At 52.0% G+C, this 22,053-nt stretch carries 20 protein-coding genes; all 20 read right to left on the bottom strand.

From position 1 onward, the window contains the following. Positions 1 to 102 precede the first annotated feature (102 nt). On the bottom strand, positions 103 to 1,056 hold the full coding sequence (locus tag IM700_RS15925) for a dipeptidase (RefSeq protein ID WP_193415252.1): 954 nt from the start codon (positions 1,054 to 1,056) through the stop codon (positions 103 to 105). Positions 1,057 to 1,145: 89 nt separating this feature from the next. Beyond that, the gene (locus IM700_RS15920; RefSeq protein WP_006286829.1) at positions 1,146 to 1,406 is read right to left on the bottom strand and encodes a stage V sporulation protein S; all 261 of its coding nucleotides are present in this window, start codon (positions 1,404 to 1,406) and stop codon (positions 1,146 to 1,148) included. Between the two features lie 165 nt (positions 1,407 to 1,571). Continuing rightward, on the bottom strand, positions 1,572 to 2,366 hold the full coding sequence (locus IM700_RS15915; protein ID WP_193415251.1) for a TIGR00282 family metallophosphoesterase: 795 nt from the start codon (positions 2,364 to 2,366) through the stop codon (positions 1,572 to 1,574). A 102-nt stretch (positions 2,367 to 2,468) separates the two neighbouring features. Next, positions 2,469 to 4,010: a ribonuclease Y gene (rny, locus tag IM700_RS15910; RefSeq protein WP_155607991.1), complete on the bottom strand. Its 1,542-nt coding sequence runs from the start codon at positions 4,008 to 4,010 to the stop codon at positions 2,469 to 2,471. 319 nt (positions 4,011 to 4,329) lie between these two features. Then, complete coding sequence (locus IM700_RS15905; protein ID WP_193415250.1) at positions 4,330 to 5,184, bottom strand: RecX family transcriptional regulator; 855 nt, start codon at positions 5,182 to 5,184, stop codon at positions 4,330 to 4,332. A gap of 116 nt (positions 5,185 to 5,300) precedes the next feature. Further along, positions 5,301 to 6,362, bottom strand: a complete 1,062-nt coding sequence (gene recA / locus IM700_RS15900) for a recombinase RecA (protein WP_155607992.1) — start codon at positions 6,360 to 6,362, stop codon at positions 5,301 to 5,303. 921 nt (positions 6,363 to 7,283) lie between these two features. Next, the gene (locus IM700_RS15895) at positions 7,284 to 8,567 is read right to left on the bottom strand and encodes a competence/damage-inducible protein A (protein ID WP_193415249.1); all 1,284 of its coding nucleotides are present in this window, start codon (positions 8,565 to 8,567) and stop codon (positions 7,284 to 7,286) included. A 49-nt stretch (positions 8,568 to 8,616) separates the two neighbouring features. Continuing rightward, complete coding sequence (gene pgsA, locus IM700_RS15890) at positions 8,617 to 9,204, bottom strand: CDP-diacylglycerol--glycerol-3-phosphate 3-phosphatidyltransferase (protein ID WP_193415248.1); 588 nt, start codon at positions 9,202 to 9,204, stop codon at positions 8,617 to 8,619. After that, positions 9,201 to 10,529 carry a 30S ribosomal protein S12 methylthiotransferase RimO gene (gene rimO, locus IM700_RS15885; RefSeq protein WP_155607993.1) on the bottom strand — a complete coding sequence of 443 codons (1,329 nt, stop codon included), beginning with the start codon at positions 10,527 to 10,529 and terminating at the stop codon, positions 9,201 to 9,203. Before rimO ends, pgsA begins: the two co-directional genes overlap by 4 nt. A gap of 168 nt (positions 10,530 to 10,697) precedes the next feature. Next, positions 10,698 to 11,189: a YajQ family cyclic di-GMP-binding protein gene (locus IM700_RS15880; RefSeq protein WP_155607994.1), complete on the bottom strand. Its 492-nt coding sequence runs from the start codon at positions 11,187 to 11,189 to the stop codon at positions 10,698 to 10,700. Between the two features lie 183 nt (positions 11,190 to 11,372). Further along, a complete protein-coding gene (locus IM700_RS15875) occupies positions 11,373 to 12,407 on the bottom strand; it encodes a helix-turn-helix domain-containing protein (protein ID WP_193415247.1) in 1,035 nt (344 codons plus the stop codon). 45 nt (positions 12,408 to 12,452) lie between these two features. Then, complete coding sequence (locus tag IM700_RS15870) at positions 12,453 to 13,220, bottom strand: DUF3388 domain-containing protein (protein ID WP_193415246.1); 768 nt, start codon at positions 13,218 to 13,220, stop codon at positions 12,453 to 12,455. 211 nt (positions 13,221 to 13,431) lie between these two features. Further along, entirely contained in the window at positions 13,432 to 13,686 is a 255-nt protein-coding gene (locus IM700_RS15865) for a DUF3243 domain-containing protein (RefSeq protein ID WP_155607997.1), read from the bottom strand. 121 nt (positions 13,687 to 13,807) lie between these two features. Then, entirely contained in the window at positions 13,808 to 14,575 is a 768-nt protein-coding gene (ymfI, locus tag IM700_RS15860; RefSeq protein WP_155607998.1) for an elongation factor P 5-aminopentanone reductase, read from the bottom strand. After that, on the bottom strand, positions 14,576 to 15,856 hold the full coding sequence (yfmH, locus tag IM700_RS15855) for an EF-P 5-aminopentanol modification-associated protein YfmH (RefSeq protein ID WP_193415245.1): 1,281 nt from the start codon (positions 15,854 to 15,856) through the stop codon (positions 14,576 to 14,578). A 4-nt stretch (positions 15,857 to 15,860) separates the two neighbouring features. Continuing rightward, positions 15,861 to 17,141, bottom strand: a complete 1,281-nt coding sequence (gene yfmF / locus IM700_RS15850) for an EF-P 5-aminopentanol modification-associated protein YfmF (protein ID WP_193415244.1) — start codon at positions 17,139 to 17,141, stop codon at positions 15,861 to 15,863. Positions 17,142 to 17,241: 100 nt separating this feature from the next. Next, positions 17,242 to 18,090: a spore cortex-lytic enzyme gene (gene sleB / locus IM700_RS15845; protein ID WP_155608001.1), complete on the bottom strand. Its 849-nt coding sequence runs from the start codon at positions 18,088 to 18,090 to the stop codon at positions 17,242 to 17,244. 144 nt (positions 18,091 to 18,234) lie between these two features. Continuing rightward, positions 18,235 to 20,889, bottom strand: a complete 2,655-nt coding sequence (locus IM700_RS15840; RefSeq protein ID WP_193415243.1) for an FtsK/SpoIIIE family DNA translocase — start codon at positions 20,887 to 20,889, stop codon at positions 18,235 to 18,237. Positions 20,890 to 20,969: 80 nt separating this feature from the next. Beyond that, on the bottom strand, positions 20,970 to 21,194 hold the full coding sequence (locus IM700_RS15835; protein WP_155608003.1) for a YlzJ-like family protein: 225 nt from the start codon (positions 21,192 to 21,194) through the stop codon (positions 20,970 to 20,972). Continuing rightward, the gene (locus IM700_RS15830) at positions 21,191 to 21,940 is read right to left on the bottom strand and encodes a ClpP family protease (RefSeq protein WP_239483948.1); all 750 of its coding nucleotides are present in this window, start codon (positions 21,938 to 21,940) and stop codon (positions 21,191 to 21,193) included. The genes IM700_RS15835 and IM700_RS15830 overlap by 4 nt, the downstream gene beginning before the upstream one ends. Between the last annotated feature and the right edge of the window lie 113 nt (positions 21,941 to 22,053).

The following is a 22,053-nucleotide window of genomic DNA, read 5'->3' as shown; positions in this document are numbered from 1 at the left end:
CAATTTTATGTCTCAACCTGGTAAAAAGCAAGCGTTTTCTAGCCTTTTTTCATATAGTAGTTTTCGATCAATTCGTTCTCACAATTGGATGAATTAAAGCGCTTACTTGTGAGAAGGCAACCAAGCGCGCAGGAACGCGGCTGCGTTGTCGTACAACCATCCGCGGACAAGCTCTTCCGGATAATATTTGAGCAAAGTTTCCTGCCAAACGGCGTAATGTCCCGAATGTCGGAAATCGGTTAAGTGCGATTCAATCCCATCGAAATCGGACCCGAACATTAAGTTAGACGATCCCCCTAACGAACAAATCCGCTCGATATGTGGCAGCAAATCTTTGCTGGACGCGCTTCGCCCCTCTTTAACAAACCACGGTACGGTAGTCACGCCGATTAGACCGCCCAGCTTGATGATCGCCTTGATCTGATCGTCGCGAAGATTCCGGGCATGCGGGCAAACCTGGTACGCGTTGGAATGGGAAGCGATAAACGGCTTGCCGGCTGACTCCGCGAGCTCCTGAAGCTCCCAAAATCCTTTGACCGACAAATGCGAGACATCCAGAATGATTCCGAGCTCATGGCAGAGATTGACCAGCTCCAGACCGGCTGGCGTAAACCCGCCGTTTCGCGGCTCCATGACCCCGTCGGCGGCCCAGTTGGCATAATTCCAGGTCAGTCCGAGAAAGCGAACGCCTTTCTCAAAACATACGCGGACATAATGCAAGTTACCCTCCAGCCCGTCCGCCCCTTCCAGCGACAGCAGCCCTCCGATGGCCTCCCCACGCTCCAAGGCATCCAGATCCTCCACAGATTGTACGGGAAGCACCCCCATAGGTTGAACGCGTTCTTGATAGACATCGATTTGTTCTAGGATATGTTCCATTTTCGGGGGGCCCAGCCGCTGAGACAGAAAAACCGCGAACGTTTGCAGCTTCACCCCGCCCTCTTTCAAACGGCGTAGATTTACATCGAGGCGGCGATCCTTCGAAAAATCCAGCTTAGGATCTAGCTGCAGTTTGCTTAAGGCGTCGCAATGAAAATCAATGATCGGTCTCGTCATGATCCTTCCTCCTTCGTTACGTATAGTTTGCCGAAAAAAACAAAAAAGCCTGTCTACGGATGTAAACAGGCGTCATCTCTATTAAAACGTTATCTCGGTTCTACGATCAATTTAATAGCGGTACGATCCTCGCCATCGATCACGATGTCGGTAAAGGCTGGAATGCAAATCAAGTCCACGCCGCTTGGCGCGACGAATCCCCGGGCGATCGCTACGGCTTTGATGGCTTGGTTTAGAGCCCCCGCCCCAATGGCCTGAAGTTCAGCAGCGCCACGTTCTCTGAGTACGCCAGCCAACGCGCCGGCAACGGAGTTGGGGTTGGATTTTGCTGAAACCTTTAATACTTCCATGGTTAGTACCTCCCTGGGAATATTCGTTGGATTCCACTACTTAGAAGATATTCGTGAGAATTCGGGATATTCCTTCTTTTTCTCGGAGGAGAAGTTTCGGGAGGCCTTGTTCCTAGGGACTTCCTGGCGTTTCACCGCATCGCCGTGGAATCGTTTTCCGGTTTCCTAATCCATCAACCATTCGTCTTCAAGCAAGCGAATTTTTTGAATTTTCTTCGCCTTCCCCGTGGATTCATCGATATCGACGATCACGGCGTGGAAATGCCATTTCCCCTCGCAGACTTGAAACCGGACGGGAAGCTGGGTTGTGAACTTGCGCAGCACCGCCGTGCGTTCCATGCCTAGAATGCCTTCGCGTGAGCCGACCATGCCGGCGTCCGTCAAGTAAGCTGTTCCCTGCGGCAGAATCGTATCGTCGTTGCTTTGCACATGCGTATGCGTCCCCACGACAAGCGAGGCACGGCCATCCAGATGCCAGCCCATGGCGATTTTTTCTGATGTTGCTTCAGCATGGAAATCGACCAGAATACACTTGTGCTTCTTGGATAGCTGACCGACGATCTCATCGGCAGCCCGGAATGGATCGTCGATCGCCGGCAGAAAAGTACGGCCCATCAAATTCACCACTGCCAGTTCCTTGCCGCCTGCTTTGATCACGGTAAATCCCTGCCCCGGCGTGCCTGGCGGATAATTAGCCGGCCGGACCATGCGCGGCTCGTCATCGATGAAATCGAAAATTTCTTTATTGTCCCATGTGTGGTTGCCCATCGTTAGGCCGTGTACGCCTTGGTCGAAAAACTCTTTGGCGATGTTGGCGTTAATGCCCCGGCCCGCCGCGGCGTTCTCCCCGTTAGCGATAATGATATGCGGGTTATATTTCGATTTTAAATGGGGCAGCGTGGCTTTCAGTGCTTTCCTCCCCGTATTTCCGACGATGTCTCCGATAAACAGAACTTTCATGGTGGTTCCCTCCTCTGACCAATGACCCTAAGATCGCATGGACTTGGGGTCGTCCAGGCAATGAAAAAGCGGCCCGCGAGGGGCCACTTTTCAGCATAACCTTTACTTGGCGTATTCAACCGCCCGCGTCTCGCGGATGACGGTAACTTTGATATGTCCCGGATAATCCAGTTCACTTTCAATCGTCTTGGTAATGTCACGCGCCAAGCGGAATGCTTCCGCATCGTCGATCTTATCCGGCTGCACCATTACGCGTACCTCGCGGCCCGCCTGAATGGCAAACGATTTCTCGACACCTTCGAACGACTCGGAAATTTCCTCGAGCTTCTCCAACCGACGAATGTAGGTTTCGAGCGTTTCCCGACGTGCACCCGGTCTTGCCGCCGACAGAGCATCGGCCGCGCCAACCAGCATGGCAATGACAGAGGTGGCTTCGCAATCGCCGTGATGAGAGGCAATGCTGTTAATAACCACCGGATGTTCCTTATACTTCTTAGCCAGTTCCACACCGATTTCGACATGAGACCCTTCCACTTCATGATCAAGCGCTTTACCGATATCGTGCAGCAATCCTGCCCGTTTGGCAAGAGCGATGTCTTCGCCCAACTCTCCAGCCATCAATCCGGTCAGATAAGCGACTTCCATCGAGTGTTTCAGTACGTTCTGACCGTAGCTTGTCCGGAACTTGAGTCGTCCCAAAATCTTGATCAAATCCGGATGCAGGGCATGCACGCCCACTTCGAACGTAGCTTGTTCGCCGTATTCGCGAATGCGTTCGTCCACTTCCCTGCGGGATTTCTCGACCATTTCTTCGATCCGGGCCGGATGAATCCGTCCGTCCGCCACCAATTTCTCCAAGGCGGTCCGAGCGATTTCACGGCGAATTGGGTCAAAGCCCGACAAGATCACCGCTTCCGGTGTATCGTCGATAATGAGATCGATCCCAGTCAAGGTTTCGAGTGCGCGGATATTCCGGCCTTCCCGGCCGATGATCCGTCCCTTCATCTCTTCGTTCGGCAGCGTTACGACGGAAACCGTCGTCTCCGCCACATGATCGGCAGCGCAACGTTGAATCGCCAGCGTAATAATCTCGCGGGATTTCTTATCCGCTTCTTCCTTCGCTTGCTGTTCAATGTCTTTAATCATCTGCGCGGTTTCATGGCGTACTTCCTGCTCCACGTTGTTCAAAATGATCGAACGGGCATCTTCCATCGTAAGGTTGGAAATTCGCTCCAGTTCCTGAACCTGACTCTTGTAAATCAAGTCGATTTGCTGTTGTGTTTCTTCGATTCGTTTCTCTTTGCTGACCACTTGCTCTTCTTTACGTTCAAGCGATTCTAATTTTTTATCCAGCGACTCTTCTTTTTGCAACAATCGTCTTTCTTGTCGTTGTATTTCATTCCGACGTTCACGAATGTCTTTATCAGCTTCGGCTCTAAGCTTATGGACTTCGTCCTTAGCTTCCAGAACCGTTTCCTTTTTCAGTGCTTCTGCGTCCTTCTTGGCATTCTCCAAGATTTGACTGGCCGCGTGCTCTGCACTGGAAATTTTAGCTTCGGCAAGAGACTTGCGAATAAAATACCCGATCACGAACCCAAAGAATAAAGCGGCTGCAACGAGAACGATCCAGATTCCAGCGTTCAATCTGTTCACCTCCCCGTTGTTTCCTCCAAGGCATTCCTTGGGATGTTTGCAATTGTAGTTACTTTTCGTTTCTAGGTTCATCATTCATACAAAAAATTCATGACTTGCCCATTCAGTTCAGCAGTTCATGCTGCAATGCATGACCCTTCCGCTATTCAAGCGGCGGCACTTTGCCTTCATGATTGGAGAACATAAATCCTATCGCAGACCCATAATTTTGGAAGGAAAAAAAGGGCTTCTCACGATATGGATTCATGTTCATTTTATTATTTGACAAAAGATATTGTCAAGCTAATGACAGGAGTTCCCTCCCGTCCTCTTATTCTTCGTCCCAATCGTCCATTCCATGCATTTGTTCCCGGTTGCCGAGTTCGCGCATAACCCGGGACACAACGCCTCCACTAAATCCACGGCGCTGCAGGAAAGCCCCCGTTTTGCGTTTGCGGTCAAGCGGTTCTCCCGTCGTCCCTTGCCACTTCTTCAATCCTAGCTGAAGAGCGCTCTCAAACTCGTCATCTTCACTAACTTCGCCGAGCGCCTCCTCGATATGCGACTTAGAGACGCCTTTCTGACGTAGTTCATGCTTGACCCACAGCTTTCCCTTTCCACGCAGCTTAACGCGTTGAGAAGCCCATTCCTGAGCGTATACGGCGTCATCCACGTAACCTTCCGACTGAAGGCGGACAAGAACGTCCTGAATCGTCTCCTCACTCCAACCCTTTTCCCCCAGACGTTGCGCGATCTCGTACGTCGTTCGCGGTTTCAAGCTTAGATACTTCACAGCGTCGGCATATCCCTGCTGGCGCTCGTCAGCCGCTACGATTTCCTCTAGGTCTACTTTGGTAAATACCGCGCCTTTAATCATGCGGTATTTGATCATCACGTCCTCATGGACCTCCAACGAATAAACGCCAAATGAGATTCGATAACGATACTTCGGCCGCTTCAGCATCATCACGGACGTAATCACCAGCTCGACGTCCTCGGGGAAGGCGTCCAAACCGGCGGAGTCTTCCGTTTCCGCCCCGTCCGGATCCCGGTTGACATCTCGCGGCCGCGGTTCCCAGAACGACTCGTCGGAAATATCTACGATTTCTTCTTCGCTACGTTGGCCGGAGGAAGATCCGCCTCTTCTACTCGCGGCTTTTCCGCGCGATTGTCCCCACGTACTCACATCAAATCCCTCCGGTTCAGCCTAAGCTATTCATCGATTTCCCAAGTACTGCAAAAGCGCCCTGCCCCGGCGATTTACCGACGGTCAGAGCGCTTGATCATTACAGCTTAACGAGCTTATTCTTCTCCAAGCAGCGCTTGCTCTTCCTCAAGCTCCGCTTCCACTTCGTTGGGCGAAGCCGGAGCTACCGACGTAGTCAAATTACTGGACTCGCGGATCTTCTGCTCAATCGTATTCGCGATCTCCGGATGTTCCTTCAAGAACTGCTTTGCGTTCTCGCGACCTTGTCCAAGGCGTTCACCGGAATACGAATACCAGGCACCGCTCTTGTCCACGATATCCAGCTCCGTCCCGATATCGATGAGACTGCCTTCTTTGGAAATGCCTTCCCCGTACATGATATCGATCTCGGCCTGTTTGAAAGGAGGAGCCACCTTGTTCTTCACGACTTTGATCCGAGTCCGGTTCCCCACCATGTCGTTGCCCATCTTGATTGTTTCAATACGGCGCACATCCAAACGTACCGTGGAGTAGAACTTCAGCGCGCGTCCGCCTGGCGTCGTCTCCGGGTTGCCGAACATTACGCCAACTTTCTCGCGCAACTGGTTAATAAAGATCGCGATCGTCTTCGACTTGCTGATTGCCCCCGACAGCTTCCGCAGCGCCTGTGACATAAGGCGGGCTTGCAAACCAACGTGCGAGTCCCCCATTTCGCCTTCGATCTCCGCTTTAGGCACCAGTGCCGCAACGGAGTCGATGACGATAACGTCGACCGCGCCGCTGCGCACGAGCGCTTCGGCGATCTCCAACGCTTGTTCCCCCGTATCCGGTTGGGACAGCAGAAGTTCGTCGATGTTCACGCCCAGCTTGCTGGCATAAGACGGGTCCAATGCATGCTCGGCGTCGATGAAGGCAGCTTGTCCACCGATCTTCTGAACTTCAGCGATCGCGTGCAGCGCTACCGTCGTTTTACCGGAAGATTCCGGCCCATAGACTTCGATAATCCGTCCGCGAGGAAGTCCTCCGGTACCCAGGGCGATATCCAAGGCGATCGATCCGCTCGGGACGATCTCTACCTGCATATGCGTTGATTCTCCAAGTTTCATGATTGAACCTTTACCGAATTGCTTTTCTATTTGGCGAAGCGCCATCTCCAGCGCTGCTTTACGATCTGACAATCAGCTCACATCCTTAAATTAGATATAAATCATCGGATACTTAAATAACATAAATTCATTATAATTCATGGCCATTTGTAACTTCTCACGTATATCATTGTACCTTGTTTTGGTATGTTTGCCAAGCGTTTTTTCGAACATACATTCGTAAAAAAATCTCCCCCCTCCCAAACCTGGACTCAACCCTTCCAAACCCTCCCTTACCGTAAGGGAGGGCCCGCTGCCCTTGGGCATTCCGCAAACTGGACTGACGTTGGAGGGACTGAGGCGCTCGCTAGACGCTCTCCCCTTCCGAGGATTCGCTGACTTTGGCACATGACACGCTTTACAAGGCTCTATAGACGCTGTTTCCTTCGGAAATGCGCTCACCACGGCGATAGAGTTATGTTACATCTAGATATGTATGAAATTTCATATATAATTCGTCGAATTTGGCTGTAATTACGGATTATACTCGATTTTTCATATATATTTGCTGATGTTGTCCCACTAGGGCAGGATTATATTCGATTTTTCATACATAACAAGCAAATTAGTTCTCAGGGGGCACCATTATATATGATTTTTCGAACAGATTCTTGTCCCCACCACTCGCACCACAACCTAGTCTGACGACAGCCGGCACTTCCTACTTACTTATCTTGCTTAGTTACCTCTCATTAGTTATCTACTTAATTGCCTCCTTAGTCACTGCTTGGTTCTCACTCTCATCCCCTCCCCATAGTTACTCCAACAACAAAAAAGAACCGCAGCACAACTGAAACAGTTTGCTACGGTTCTTCCGTGTCTTGATTATATGTCATAATCTTCCATAGTGCAAGCACCTACTTATTCACTTGCCTAGCGTGTTGCCGAAGAGCTTCCCAGCCCAGCCCTTTCGTCCCCAGCCCCTCACTCACTTCTGAATGAAAGGGATAAAGGTCAAGGGGAAGCTGACGATACGCTATTGACGTCATTATCCTGCAACGCTCTCCACAACCGATACAACAATGTCTTTGCGGCACGTAGCCGGATCGTCTCGCGGTTACCCTTGAGGTTCAATTCAAAGACTGAGGTATCCGCACCCCGGCGCGAGATCGCAATGTACACCAAACCGACAGGCTTGCGCTCGGAATGGGCCGGACCCGCCACGCCGGTGATCGACAGACCAAGGTCGGTGCCTACGGTGAGGCGTACCTGTTCCGCCAATACCTTGGCGGTTTCCGCACTGACCGCGCCTGGGGCGCCGTCGCCCTCCAGCAGGTCATGCGGCACGTTCAGCAGCTTCTCCTTCATCTCATTGGAGTAGCACACGATTCCGCCGGAGAACACAGCCGAGCTGCCCGGCAGCGCTGTGAACATTTCCATAAGTAGTCCGCCGGTGCAGCTTTCGGCAGCACTTAGCGTTAATCCGCGAGTAGCCATCAAATCGAGAATCGTCTTCTCGATCGGCTCATCCACGTTAGCGTACAGATGCTCCGGCAGCCGCGAGGCAATCTCCCGCTCCATCGCATCTAGCTTTACCGTCGCATCCGACTCGCTTGCCGCTTTGGTGGATACGCGAATGGTCACTTCGCCCTCCTTCGCATACGGCGCAACCGTCGGATCACTTTGAGCCTGGATGAGGTCGAGCAAACGCGTCTCCAGCGCCGATTCTCCAATCCCGGCAAATTTCAGCATCCGCGAATAAATCGGCATCTCGCCGGTCAGCACATGCTCCAGAATCCAAGGCTTCGCCTGGCGCTCGAACATTGGCTTCATTTCCTTCGGCGGTCCAGGTAACACGATATAAAACTTTCCGTCTACAGAAAGCGCATTGCCCACAGCTAATCCCGTTTCATTCGGAAGCGGTGTGCCTCCTTCAATAGCCAGCGCCTGGCGACGGTTGTTCTCTGTCATCGGGACTCCGCGGCCTTGGAAGAATCGCTCAACGTTCGCCATCGCTTCCGAATCGATATAGAGGGTCCGTCCCAACAGCTCGGCCAGTGCTTCTTTAGTCAAATCGTCCTGCGTCGGACCGATCCCGCCGGTAAAGATCAACACATCGGCCCTCCCCGAGGCCGTTCTCACCGCCTCCGCCAGCCGTTTCATGTTATCTCCAACCACGGTCTGAAAATAAACGTCCATCCCCAACGCCGCAAGTTCTTGCGACAGATACTGCGCATTGGTATTTACAATTTGGCCGAGCAACAGCTCCGTCCCGACCGCGATAATTTCCGCTCTCACCTTCGCATGCCTCCTTCACCTTTCCGGCCGACCGAACGCCAACATCAGTTTATGCTTTGGAAAAAGAAAGCACGCTCTTATTTTTTACGAAATAATCGATGCCCGAATAGAGCGTGATGACGGCCGCCAACCACATCGCAACATCGTCGAACGGGAACGAAAGCCATTCGAATGGAAAGTTGTTCAGCAACAACGCGGAAATCGCGATGATTTGCGTAATGGTCTTCGCCTTCCCCCACTTGCTGGCTGCAATCACGGAGCCCTCCAACAGTGCGACTTCACGTAGGCCGGTTACGGCGAATTCGCGGCTGATGATGACGACCGCGATCCAGGCGTCACATTTGCCCATCGCCACAAGTCCGATCAGCACGGTGCCAACAAGCAGCTTATCGGCTAGAGGATCAAGCAGCTTGCCTAGATTGGTGACCAGATTATATTTGCGGGCGATGTAGCCGTCGATCCCATCCGTACTGGCCGCGACGATAAACAGAACCGCTGCGATCAACTGATGGACCGGCAGCGAGTAAACGCCGAGCGTAATCTCATGGGACAGCCACCCGGCGTCGACCAGCAAGAAGACCAGCATCACCGGAATCATAAAAATACGGGTTAATGTGATACGGTTGGGCAAATTCACAGGACGGCCTCCCCGGATAGATCATAGTCAAAAGCATGCGTAATCCGCACCTTGGTCAGTTCCCCGAGCCCGACGGGGCAATTCGTAACGAATACCTCGCCGTCAATTTCAGGAGCATCGTATTGCGAGCGGCCCACGTAAACGTCGCTGCGGCCGTCGTAACGCTCGATCAAGACGTCCAGCACCTCGCCGACAAACTTGCCGCTGTTCGCATTAGCAACCTCTCGCTGAATCTCCATCAACGTGTTGGCTCGCCACTCCTTCACAGCCTCGTCTACTTGGTCCGGTAAACGCGACGCCGGCGTATCCTCTTCCTTGGAATAGGTAAAAACGCCAAGCCGATCGAACTTCACCTCGCGCACAAACTCACATAACCGCTCGAAATCCTCCTCGGTTTCCCCGGGGAACCCGACGATCAAGGAAGTGCGCAGCGAAACATTAGGAATCCGTGCACGAATCTTGGCAACTAGCTCACGGATATCACGGTTCCGTCCAGGGCGGCGCATACGCTTCAGAATTGCGTCTTCGCTGTGTTGCAACGGCATATCTACATATTTGCAAATTTTCGGATTCGTCGCCATCATCTCGATCAGCTCGTCCGTAAAAAAGCCGGGGTAAGCGTAATGCAGACGCACCCACTCAATCCCCTCCACCTGGGTCACCCGGTCCATCAGCTCAGCCAGTTTAAACTCCCCATATAAATCGGTACCGTAATTGGTCGAGTCCTGCGCGATAAGGCTGATTTCCTTCACGCCTTGGGCGGCCATGCTTCGCACTTCCTCAAGGACGGATTCCATTGAGCGACTGCGGAACTTCCCGCGCATGATCGGAATGCTGCAGAACGTACAATTGTTGTCACAGCCTTCGGCAATTTTCACGTAAGTCGTATACCGTGCCGTGGTCAGTTTGCGTGGCAGCGCCTGTTCATAATTAAAGACAGGATTGCCAACCAGCGCCGGCTTCTTGCCCTTAAGCGCCTCGTCGACGATCCGGTTGATGTGGTGAAAATCCCCCGTACCGACGATTCCGTCGATCTCCGGCATTTCATCCATTAATGTTTGCTTATATCGCTGCGTCAAACATCCGGAAACGATCAGCGCCTTAAGCCGCCCGCTTTCCTTTAGATCGGCGAGCTCAAGAATCGTGTTGACCGACTCTTCTTTGGCTGCATCGATAAACCCGCAGGTGTTGACGATTATTACGGTTGCGTCTTCGCGATTATCCACCAAAGAGTAGCCACGCTGATCAATCAGGCCCGACATAATTTCCGAGTCAACCAGATTTTTCTCGCAGCCGAGCGTCACGATTTTTACCTTTTCTGTCATGAACCATTTCCCCCATCGCCTAAAAGCCAAAGTTCCCGTCATCGAACGATTGAACAACCTCTACAAGTATAATATTCCAGTACCGATGCTGTCAAAAATATGAAAATGGCCTCCGCAGCTCAAAACCGGCGCCGCAAGAGACCTTTAAGAGGTTGTGCACTTTACGCTCTATTTAAAGTTGGTGAACTGCAAATCCACCGTCAAATCGGCTTTGCGTAACATCTGCATGATCTCCTGCAAATCATCTCTGCTTTTGCCGGTAACGCGAATTTGGTCGCCTTGGATCTGGCTTTTGACCTTCAGCTTGGAGTCGCGGATCAAGATGTTGATTTTCTTGGCATTCTCCTGGTCGATCCCCTGCTTCAGGTTAATCCGCTGCCGTACCGTGCCGAGCGAAGCCGGTTCAATCTTGCCATAATCCAGATTCTTGATCGGCAAGCCTCGCTTGATCATTTTCGATTGCAGGATGTCGATGACGGCGCCCAGCTTATAATCATCGTCGGAAACGATCACCAGCACGTCCTTCTCCAGCTTAAGCTCGCTTTTACTCCCTTTAAAATCAAACCGGTTTGCGATTTCCCGTTCGGTTTGATCGATCGCGTTGGTCAATTCCTGCATGTCCATTTTTGAAACGATGTCGAAAGAATTTTCCGAAGCCATAAGTCACATTCCTTTCTCGGTTTCCAATCTTTTCATAATTAAATTATATGTAAAAAAATTCGCAAAGTCGAGTATCCCTGTCATTGCGGTCTCCTGACAGCCAAAAAAGCGCCGTTAGACCGGACCGGTCTCAACCGCGCTCTTCGTTCTCGAACAAGCAGTTGGCCGGGTTCCCGCCTAGGCTTATTCGCTCCCTGTCGTTGTTTCGTTGTTGGTAACGGTGCCGTCGGTTTCGGTCCCCGTATTACCTGCTGTACTGCCGCCAGTCCCGTCATCCAAACTCAGGAAGAAACGGGATGTCGTCTTGCCGTCCTCGATCGGTTGTTCCGCTACCGCAATCGCGGTCTTAGCCGAATTCCCCGACAAAATGTACAAACCTTCCGGTACAACGTCATACGTCAGCACGTCGCCGTCTTTGGTTTTTCCGAAATACAGCTTTTCCCCGCTTTTGCTTCCTTTGCGAACTTCTACCCAGCTTTCGCCGCTTGCCGTTATAACGACCTGTACCGGCTGGGTTCCGGGATTTTGAATCTTGTATTTCGTTGTGCTGCCTTCTGTTCCATCCGGGACGACGGTAATTTGATTGCCGGGTTCATTACCCGGGGTTTCATTGCCCCCATTCCCCATATTACCTGCATTGGTGCCGTTGTTCGTCCCCGGATCCGTTACAGTATCCGTCCCGTTTCCGGCGCCCTTGTTTCCGCCCACGGCATCGCCGGCCGTTCCGTTCCCCGCATTCGTGCCATTTTGATTCCCATTTGTTGGCGTTTTCCCTTGAGTCACCGGTGTAGGATCCGGCTCCTTATTCCCCTCGGCTTCATCCTTGTTGTTGCCCCAGACCGAGAAATACATATAAATAACGATTAAAATCAGCACGGCAAACGACCACATCAGCGTGGTGGACAACCATTTCGAGTTGCGCTCGTTGTGCTGCCGGCTGCGTCGTTTTTGAATGACCGGTTCCATCGTGGGTTCCGGAGCTGAAGAAGGCACATTTTGCCGATGTTCGGCAAGCAGTTCGTCCGCATCCAAGCCAACGGTTTCCGCATACGTTTTAATAAAAGCCCGAACATAGAAGCTTCCAGGCAGAACCTTATAATCACCCATTTCGATGGCTTCCAAATATCGTTTGCGAATCTTCGTCATTTCCTGTACATCATCCAGCGACAAACCTCTGGCAAGGCGGGCTTCCCTTAACTGCTGGCCCAATTCCGACACGACCATCACCTCCTGCTATGCTATGATTAATTATGCGGCAAACCCTTACAGATCGTCCGTATAAATTGTCGTGAACGTATCGTAAACGATTTGCTCCTCCGGATTGTTACGCAATTCTATAATAATGTCAAAATTGTCATAACTGTATTCAGACTCTTTAACAAATACATCCGGATGCTCTATGACTTTGGTCGAAGGCATGGACATCAACTCCTGTAAGAGCTGATGATGCTTTTCATTGGAACGTAACGTACTGATGATACCGTCTATAATAAATACATTGTGGGGATCCATTTCGTTCTCAGACAATTGGCTGCGTACCGTTTGCCGTAAGAGCGTTGAAGATACAAACGTCCATCGCTTCATGGCGCAGACGCTGCCGGCAATAATCGATTCCGTCTTGCCAACGCGAGGCATGCCTCGGAGTCCAATCACCTGATGTCCTTCCCGCTTAAACACCTCTCCGAGAAAATCAACCAATATCCCTAGTTCATCCCGAGTAAACCGAAACGTCTTACGGTCATCGGAATCCCGGTCGATGTATCGGCCATGGCGCACGGCCAACAAGTCGACAAGCCGTGGATTGCGTAAAGCGGTCACCGTAATGCTGTCCACCTTGTTCAACAACTGGCTGACTTGATCGATTTTGCCGTCATCGTCCGTTTCCAGAAGTAGTCCTCGAGTCTTACCTTCAACGCCGTTGATCGTCAATATATTGATCTCCAGCATCCCTAACATGGAAGCGATATCCCCCAAAAGTCCCGGACGATTCTTATGTATTTTGTATTCCAGATACCATTGTTTCTCTACCATCCCAGACACCTTCTCCATATCCTCATGCATCATTCGACAAAATAGGTCTTAATTCCTGCTGTTTTGCAAAAACAATTTGCAAAACATTTCTTACCAATATTGATATTACATGTTCATATGTGTTTTATGATATATAAAATGAAAATGAAAGGCAAGCGGGTGGGAAAAATGGGGGAAAAGCTCCCGGAACGGGAGCTTTTCAAGTGCCAAACTATGCGTTTTTCTTGGCCAACTTCACCATCAAACGGGCGATGGTTTTCCGCTCTTCTTCACTACCGACATCCCAAATTTCTTTGAGGGCACGGTTGGATTCGTTTTGCGGATCGACTTTGTCGTCCAGAAAACCACCGATTTCATAAGCAAGGTTGGCGATCGCCTCTTCGCTGAAACCGGCTTTTTCCGCATGCTCGACGCGTTCACCCAGGAATTTCTTCCATGTATCAAAATTTTTGAGTACCGTTGACATGATTAAATCCTCCTTCGCTTGGCGATTTAAAATCAACAGTCGTAATATGCGAAAATCCCGTGGGTTTTATACGCGAGCCGCGGAATCATGCGGATAGCAAAACCTGCGAATCAAGGGGCGATCAGGTAATCCAGCCGCCATTCGGGCTAATGATCTGTCCCGTGATATAACCCGATTCCGGTAACGCCAAAAAATAAACAAGTGACGAAACCTCCTGCGGCGAACCCAGCCGTCCAGCCGGGATATCCTCCTCCAGCTGGCGGAGTTCTTCCTCGTCAAAGCGTTCCATCATCTCCGTCTTGACCGCGCCCGGAGCCACCGCATTCACGGTGACGCCGGAGGGGGCCAGTTCTTTGGCTAACGCTTTGGTGAACGAATTAACTCCGCCCTTTGCCGCTGAGTACACCGCTTCGCAGGAGCCTCCTGATATTCCCCAAACCGAGGACACGTTGATTATCCGCCCAAAGCGCTGACTGATCATATACGGCATGAACATCTGGCTGCACAGAAACACGCTTTTTAAATTGACGTTCATCACGTCGTCCCATTCCTCTTCAGTTACATCGGACAACAGCGCGTAATGCGAGATCCCCGCATTGTTAACCAAAATGTCGGGATACAGCCCGTAATTCTCGAGCCTTTCCTTCATCCGCAAAATTTGCTCCTTGCTCCGCAAATCAGCAGCGACTGTATAAGCCTTGGCTCCAAGCTCTAGGCATTTGCGAGCCACTTCATTCGCCGCCTCGTGCGAGTTCATATAGTGAATGACCACGTTCATGCCGACCGAAGCAAACCGCAGCGCCACCTCGGCGCCGATCCCTCGGCTTGCCCCGGTGATCAGTACGGTCATGTCCGCGATATTCTTTCCTAACCCATGATCAACCGCCATTTACGGACTCACCACGATCGATACGGCCAGCTGTTCCCAATCGATATGCTCGCGCAACCGTGCATTGATGTCTTCCAGAGTAAGCGATTCGTAAAGCGGCAGTACCGCGAAGAGGTCGCCGCCCCGGAAGTTGTAACGGGTGAACTCGTGAGCGATGTTCTCCGGCGAATTCAGCATGCGTAAATAACCGCCGATTTTCTTCTTGCGCGCCCGTTCGAAATCTTCTTGATGGAATCCGGAAGCCAGCAGAGCTTCGGTCTCTTCTTTAATCACGGCCAACATCCGGTCCGGATCCTTGGTGTCTCCACCGATCGCTGAGAAAGCGTAATTGGGATTGCTGTTGTATTCATGGCCAAAGCTGTCGGAGATCAGATCCATGTCATACAGCTTTTGATACAGCTTCGTACTGGCCCCAAACAACAGATCGAGCGCCAGCTTCGTGGCGAGGTCTCGGCGCAGCAACTCCTCGCCGGTCAAGCCAAGCCGCGTCTCCTTAAAACCGAACAAGCATTTCGGCTGCGACACCGGCAAGCGGGATTCCCGCCGTTTCTCGGATACTCCCTGCGGCTCCGCCTCAAATAGACGATTAATCGTTCCCTGCGGCTTATATTCTTTCTTCTCCTGATTGTCCCGGACCAGCTTAAACACTTCTTCGGGATCGACCCCGCCAACGACGAACAGCAGCATATTGCTAGGGTGATAAAAGGCATTGTAGCACGTATACAGCGTCTCCTTGGTGATCGTTCCAATCGATTCCACCGTGCCGGCAATATCGATATGAACGGGGTGCACCTTATACATCGCCTCGATCAAGCCGAAATACACCCGCCAATCCGGGTTATCCCGATACATGCCGATCTCCTGACCGATAATCCCTTTTTCCTTCTCGACGTTCTGGTCGGTAAAGTAAGGGTGCTGCACGAAATTGACCAGCGTTTCCAGGTTAGCCGGAATGTTCTCCGTCGCGGAGAACAGGTATACCGTTTGGTCGAAGCTGGTAAAGGCATTAGCGGAAGCGCCTTGAGAAGCAAAAGTGGCAAAAATGTCCCCCTCCGGCTCCTCGAACATCTTATGCTCCAGAAAATGCGCGATGCCATCTGGAACCGCGATGTCTTCCTGCCCTTCTACCCGGAAATGATTATCGATCGATCCGTATTTGGTCGAGAACGTGGCGTATGTTTTTTGGAAGCCCGGTTTGGGAAGCACGTAGACCTGCAGTCCGTTCTCCATCGTTTCGCGATACAGCGTTTCCTGCAAAGCGTCGTAACGTATCGTTTCCATCCGCCTACCCCTCCTTCTGGCCTGTCAAAAAGTATATCGTATCGAGCTGGACGGTTTCCGCGGCCGCCACAACATCCTTCGGCTGCACCTGTTCCACTTGACGGAGCAGTTCCTCCGCCGGCCGGTCTTTGCCGGATAAGACGCGGTTGAAATCATAGGCGATCATTTCAAAAGCGGAATCCTGCATCTCCAGTAAGCTGTTGCGGATCATCGCCTTGGTCTGGGACATTTCCAGCTCGCTGATTTCTCCGTCGCGCATGCTCGCCAGCTGGGCTTCGATAATGCGAAGCGCCTTTTCATAGTTGGCGATTTCAATCCCCGATTGAATGGCAACGATGCCTTTATGCCCGTCGTAACGCGAGGCTGCGTAATAGGCCAAGCTCTCTTTTTCACGGACATTGATAAACAGTTTGGAATGCGGGTAGCTACCGAGAATGCCGTTATACAGCAGCAAAGAAGCGTATCGCTCATCTCCGTAAGTGATCGGCGTGCGGAGGCCCAAGTTTAATTTGCCTTGATTAACATCAAGAACTTCCTTGACCGTCCGAACTTCACCGCCTCGGATATGGACCTGCTCCGGCTCATATTCCGGCGAGATCGATCGACTCAAGCTGAAATGCTTGGAGACCAGCTCCTCTACCTCGGCTAATGTCGTATCGCCAACCACATACAAGTCCATGTGAGCCTGCTGCAGCCAGTTCTGGTAGGAGGCGTACAAAGACTCCGGCGTAATTCCGTCCAATTGGCTCCGCTCTCCAAGCGGGTGAAGACGGTACGGATCGTCCTTAAACATCTCTTCTGTGCAGCGTTCAGCGGCGTAACGAATTTTATCGTTGATGATCCCTTCCAGCTTCTTGCGGACCGACTCCCGTTCCGAATTGACGTATGTCGAGCGGAAGGCACCGTTTTCCTTGGCCGGTTTGGTCACGACTTCGCCAAGGAAAGCGAAGCTTTGGCCGAGGAGCGAATGGTTGCTCTTCACGAAAGAATCGTTGATCGTATCCATCCGGAACTGAACCATCTGGTAGTTGCCACGTTTATATACATCAAAGCCGAAGCCCGCCCCATACATATGCTCGAGCTGCTCGCGGAACTGCGTGGTTTCCGGGTAGGATTCCGTACCTCGGCGCAGCACGAACGGAGTGAGGGCGGTAGCGGTTACCGTTTGCTCTTGCAGCGGCAATCCCGCGTAGAGGGAAATGGCAAATGTTTTGAATCGGTTGGTCGGCAGGACGTGAAGCCGGATATGGCCTACGGAGCCGCGCTCAAATCGCGTTTTGTTCAAACCCAAAACTCCTTTACTAGAAAGTCAGTTCCATTCTATACCAATTCAAAGGAAAGAAGCAACCTGACGACAAGCGGCTGCTCCTTCGATAATCAACTATTTACATACAGAAAATATGCTCTCCGATCGTCTTGACCTGCGGTCGCGACCAGATCCATTTCGAGGTCGCCGTTCTTGGGTTGAAATAGTAAATGCAGCCTCCCGACGGATCCCAGCCATTTAGCGCCTGCTGTACGGCTTTGCGGGCTTGTTCGTTAGGCTCCAGCCAGATTTGACCGTCCGCAACAGCCGTAAATGCGCCAGGCTGAAAGATGACGCCGGACACGGTGTTAGGAAAACTCGGCGACTTCACCCGGTTCAAGATCACCGCCGCTACGGCAACCTGGCCTTCAAACGGCTCGCCGCGCGACTCCCCGTAAACGGCGTTAGCCATAATCCGCAAATCGTTCTCCGACAATCCCATGGCGTTGGAGGCGGATAGATCCGCGGATTCCGCTTTCACTTTACCTGCACCGCCACCCTCTCCACCGGTTTTATTTCCCGTTCCGGTTTGAGGTTTCGCCGCCCCACCGGCATTGGCGTATTCCATGCCTGGCTTCCAGTTTTTCGTGGCGTTGTAAAGCTTTAACTTCGTTTTTGGGCCAGCGAGGCCATCCGCCTCCATCCCAAACTCCGACTGGAACCATTTGAGGGCGTCACGCGTCTTGGGACCAAAGTAGCTGTCTAACTTACCGTGGTAAAAACCAAGATAAGAAAGCCTCCCCTGCAGCTCATACACGTCTTTCCCGAATGCCCCATAATCGATAACCTGCTCACTGAACGCGGGCTGTGCTTTATAGGTATTGACTTTGCCTTCGTCAAGCGTATGCCGGAGTACGTTCGCTCCGTATCCGATTCCGAACAAAAGCAGCACTAAACCGGAGGCAAACCAGATCTTCGCTTTCTTCATATGTTTAGCTCTACCTCTCTTTTTAGAAGTTGTTCAACAAGGATGGGTGACTTTAGTATGACAAGCGTCGTCCCTTCCTATGCACCCTAAGTTTCGAGTACTCCTAAAAAAAGAAAGGGGAAGGATTCCCCTAATCCTGACAGATCAGGAGGAGATCCTTCCCATTTTGTATTGCTCCATTGACATTAATACTTCTCTTGGTTTACTGCCTTCATAAGGTCCGACGATCCCTCGCGCTTCCATGGAATCGATCAGTCGCGCAGCCCGGGTATAGCCGACGCGCATCCGCCGCTGTAACAGCGAAACGGAGGCTTGCTTCGCTTCTAGCACGATCTGGACGGCTTGATCATAAAGCTCGTCCAACACCTCTTCCGCCTCGTGCACTTCATCGTCGACCTCGGGAACCAAGCTTTCGTCATATTCGGCTTGACCTTGCCCCCGCACAAAACCTACGATGGTCTCAACTTCCTGGTCGCTCATAAACGCGCCTTGCACCCGTATCGGCTTAGAGGCGCCCATCGGCATATAGAGCATGTCCCCGCGACCTAGCAGCTTCTCGGCGCCCGCCATATCGAGGATCGTCCGTGAATCCACCTGAGAGGATACCCCAAACGCGATCCGCGACGGGATGTTGGCTTTGATGACGCCGGTAATGACGTCGACCGACGGCCGCTGCGTGGCAATAATCAGATGGATGCCGGCAGCACGGGCCATTTGTGCCAGCCGCGCGATGGCATCTTCGACATCGCTGGCCGCGACCATCATCAAGTCCGCCAGCTCGTCCACGATGACCACGATGTAAGGCAAGATGGCCTCCGGTCGATCCGCCATCATGTGATTGTAGCCTTCAATGTTCCGTGCTCCCGATTTGGAGAACAACTCATAACGTTTCTCCATCTCAACGACGATTTTCTTAAGTGCCAACGAAGCTCGCCGGGGATCCGTGACAACAGGGGTCAACAGATGAGGAATCCCGTTATAGACATTGAGCTCGACCATTTTGGGGTCGACCATCATAAATTTCACTTCATCCGGCTTTGCTTTGAACAAGATGCTGGTGATAATGCCGTTAATGCATACCGATTTCCCTGAGCCCGTCGCTCCGGCTACCAGAAGGTGAGGCATTTTCGCCAGGTTTCCGACGATCGTCTGACCGGAAATATCGCGCCCGAAAGCAATGCTCAGCTTCGATTCCGCATCCATAAACGTCGGTGTCTCCATCACCTCACGCATCGTGACCAGCGATACCTCGTTGTTCGGCACCTCGATGCCGATTGCGGATTTGCCCGGAATCGGCGCTTCCATACGGATATCTTTAGCGGCTAAGGCCAAGGCAATATCGTCCGTCAAATTGACGATTCGGCTGACCTTCACGCCGATATCCGGCTGAATTTCGTAGCGCGTCACCGCCGGTCCGCGCACAACCTCCAGCACCCGAGCTCGAACGCCAAAGCTTTCGAGCGTGGCCTCCAGCTTGCGGGCGGTCTGCATGTAATCGGCTTGATCACCGGATTTGCCCGCTCCGGCCGGTTTGGAGAGAAGCCGGAAGGAAGGCATTTTATACGGCTTCGGTGCCGGTTTAGGCGGAGGGGGCGGAGCTATTTCTTCGCTAGGGCTAACAACGCCACCCTCTCCTTCGAGTCCTGACTCGCCACGGTTCACAGCATCGGCGTTCCCTGCTAATGCGTCGTCAAACGCATCGTCAGCTTCCCGCTCTGCTAAGGAATCGTCATGGAGGTCGGGGATACCTCGCTCGGCTTCTTCTCCATCCTCATCGTGGTGCAGGCCTTCCCGTTGAATATGATCGAAGAAATCGCGGATGATCGGGCCGGTGTCGTTGCCGCGATGATCCTCCAGTTGACCTCTCTCCGTCCCTTCTTCCTTGCCGATGTAATTCAGCTCATTCCAATTGATTTCCGCTTCAGCGGTATGTTCGGCAGCCTCGACATCTCCCTGTTCATCCGGATTTGGCGGTTCTATCCCTGGTTCATCCGGTCTTCCCTTAAAATTCAGCAATTGGAAAAATACCGGCTTCTTCCGAGTTGAAGCAATTACAGCCTCGTCATTATCGTGAGGTTCCTCCTCCGGATCATCGTAAGAGGTTACCGCCGGGGTCGATTTCTCTACCCGCTTGGCTTTGCCGCGTACCGGTACAGGACGCAGCATCCGCATTTTCTTCCCAAGACTCTCGCCTAACACGGCCAATTTAGAACGCAATATTCGGAATAGATCAACGTAGGACAGTCCTGTGACCAGCATAAAGCTGATGGCCAGCAGCACGATCATAATCAGCTTGGCACCGGCCATGCCAAACAGAGAGTAAAGCAAGGCGAATTCCAGGGCGCCGACATAACCGCCGCTGATATCCAGCCCCAGCAAGCTCATCCCAGAATCGCTCACAGCGGGCTGAAACAGCGCCGCTTGCAAATCGCGATGAATCTGGCCGAGAACGTTGCCCGTAGACAAAGGGACTGCCGGAGCCAGTTTATGCTGCATGGCCGAAATCGTACTCATCAACGTCAGCGACAGCACTGCCAGCAGCACGCCGCTGCGGCGGGCGTTCCAGCGATTAGGCCATTTTCGATTAATCATGACAGCTAGTCCTATGTAAATGCCGATCACAGGGATCACAAAATAAAATTTGCCGAGGATCAACGCGGCCATTTTCGATAACGTTCTTCCTACGGCAGCCTCCCCGGACAATGCGATAATGGATAAGGTAATCAGGATGATTCCGTATATTTCGTATTTGAGCATGCTGCCAATGGCAGCCTTCTTCTTCTTCCGTTTCCGTGGCAAACGAAAACACCCCCTAGATGAATATTATACCATAATCACCGAGGGGGGACCTAGAGAAGATACCGTTGACGGCATTTATCTCATTTCAATAAAGTTGGAAAAAAAGCGATTTGCCGCCCGGGCGCCAGCTCCGGGTTCAAATAATCCTCCAGTTGGCAGCGCAGCAACCGTACGATCGTCGCCCGGTTACCGGCTTCCATCCGCACCTGCATCAGTACGCCGTTCAACTCGATTTCTCCGTACGCCTCTTGATTCTCTGCATTTTCCCAGTAGGCTTCTTCCGGAAGAATGGTGTAATGGGTCATTGTGTGATCCCTCCCGCTTGTCTCCGGGATTCGATCAACGAATTCAGCTGGGTCAACCCCTCGCCGATACCTCCGATCGCATCGATAAGCCCATACTTCACGGCATCATTGCCTCCAACTGCAGTTCCGATGTCCCGATTTAATTCTCCGGTTTTGAACATCAGCTCCTTGAACAACTCCTCTGTGATATGCGAGTGTGTCGTGACGAACCGCACGACACGCTCCTGCATTTTCTCGATATATTCGAACGTCTGGGGTACCCCGATGACAAGCCCCGTCATGCGAATGGGATGAATGGTCATCGTCGCGCTTTCGGCAATTAGCGAATAATCGGAAGCCACCGCAATCGGAACCCCGATGCTATGTCCCCCTCCGATGACGACAGTAACGGTCGGTTTGGACAAGGAAGCGATCATCTCCGCGATCGCAAGCCCCGCCTCCACATCGCCCCCTACCGTATTGAGAATAATTAACAGTCCTTCGATCCGTGGATTCTGTTCAGCCGCAACCAATTGAGGAATCAAATGCTCGTATTTGGTTGTTTTATTTTGCGGCGGCAATACCAAATGCCCTTCGATCTGACCGATGATCGTCAAGCAATAAACATTGGATTCACCTGGTGTTGGTACCGCTGTTTGTCCCAGCTGTTGAATCATTTCCGGTACCGTGGCCTCTTTCTTCTCGGCCTCGTTTGGCGGCAGCTCGGATTCGCTGCGAACGGTTGATTTGCTCAGGTCCTTGTTCATGGTCAAGCCTTCCTTTCGGTGTCGGCATATCCGACGAAGTCTCGTTACGCTACGCAGCCCTTAGTATGCCGACAACCTTCTTCACTCTATACAAAACATGAAAAAGCCTCCTC

It is taken from the genome of Paenibacillus rhizolycopersici (assembly GCF_014947195.2).
Lineage (GTDB): Bacteria > Bacillota > Bacilli > Paenibacillales > Paenibacillaceae > Fontibacillus > Fontibacillus rhizolycopersici.
Note: the sequence above shows the minus strand (reverse complement) of the source record. Positions and strands in the feature narration are given on the sequence as shown.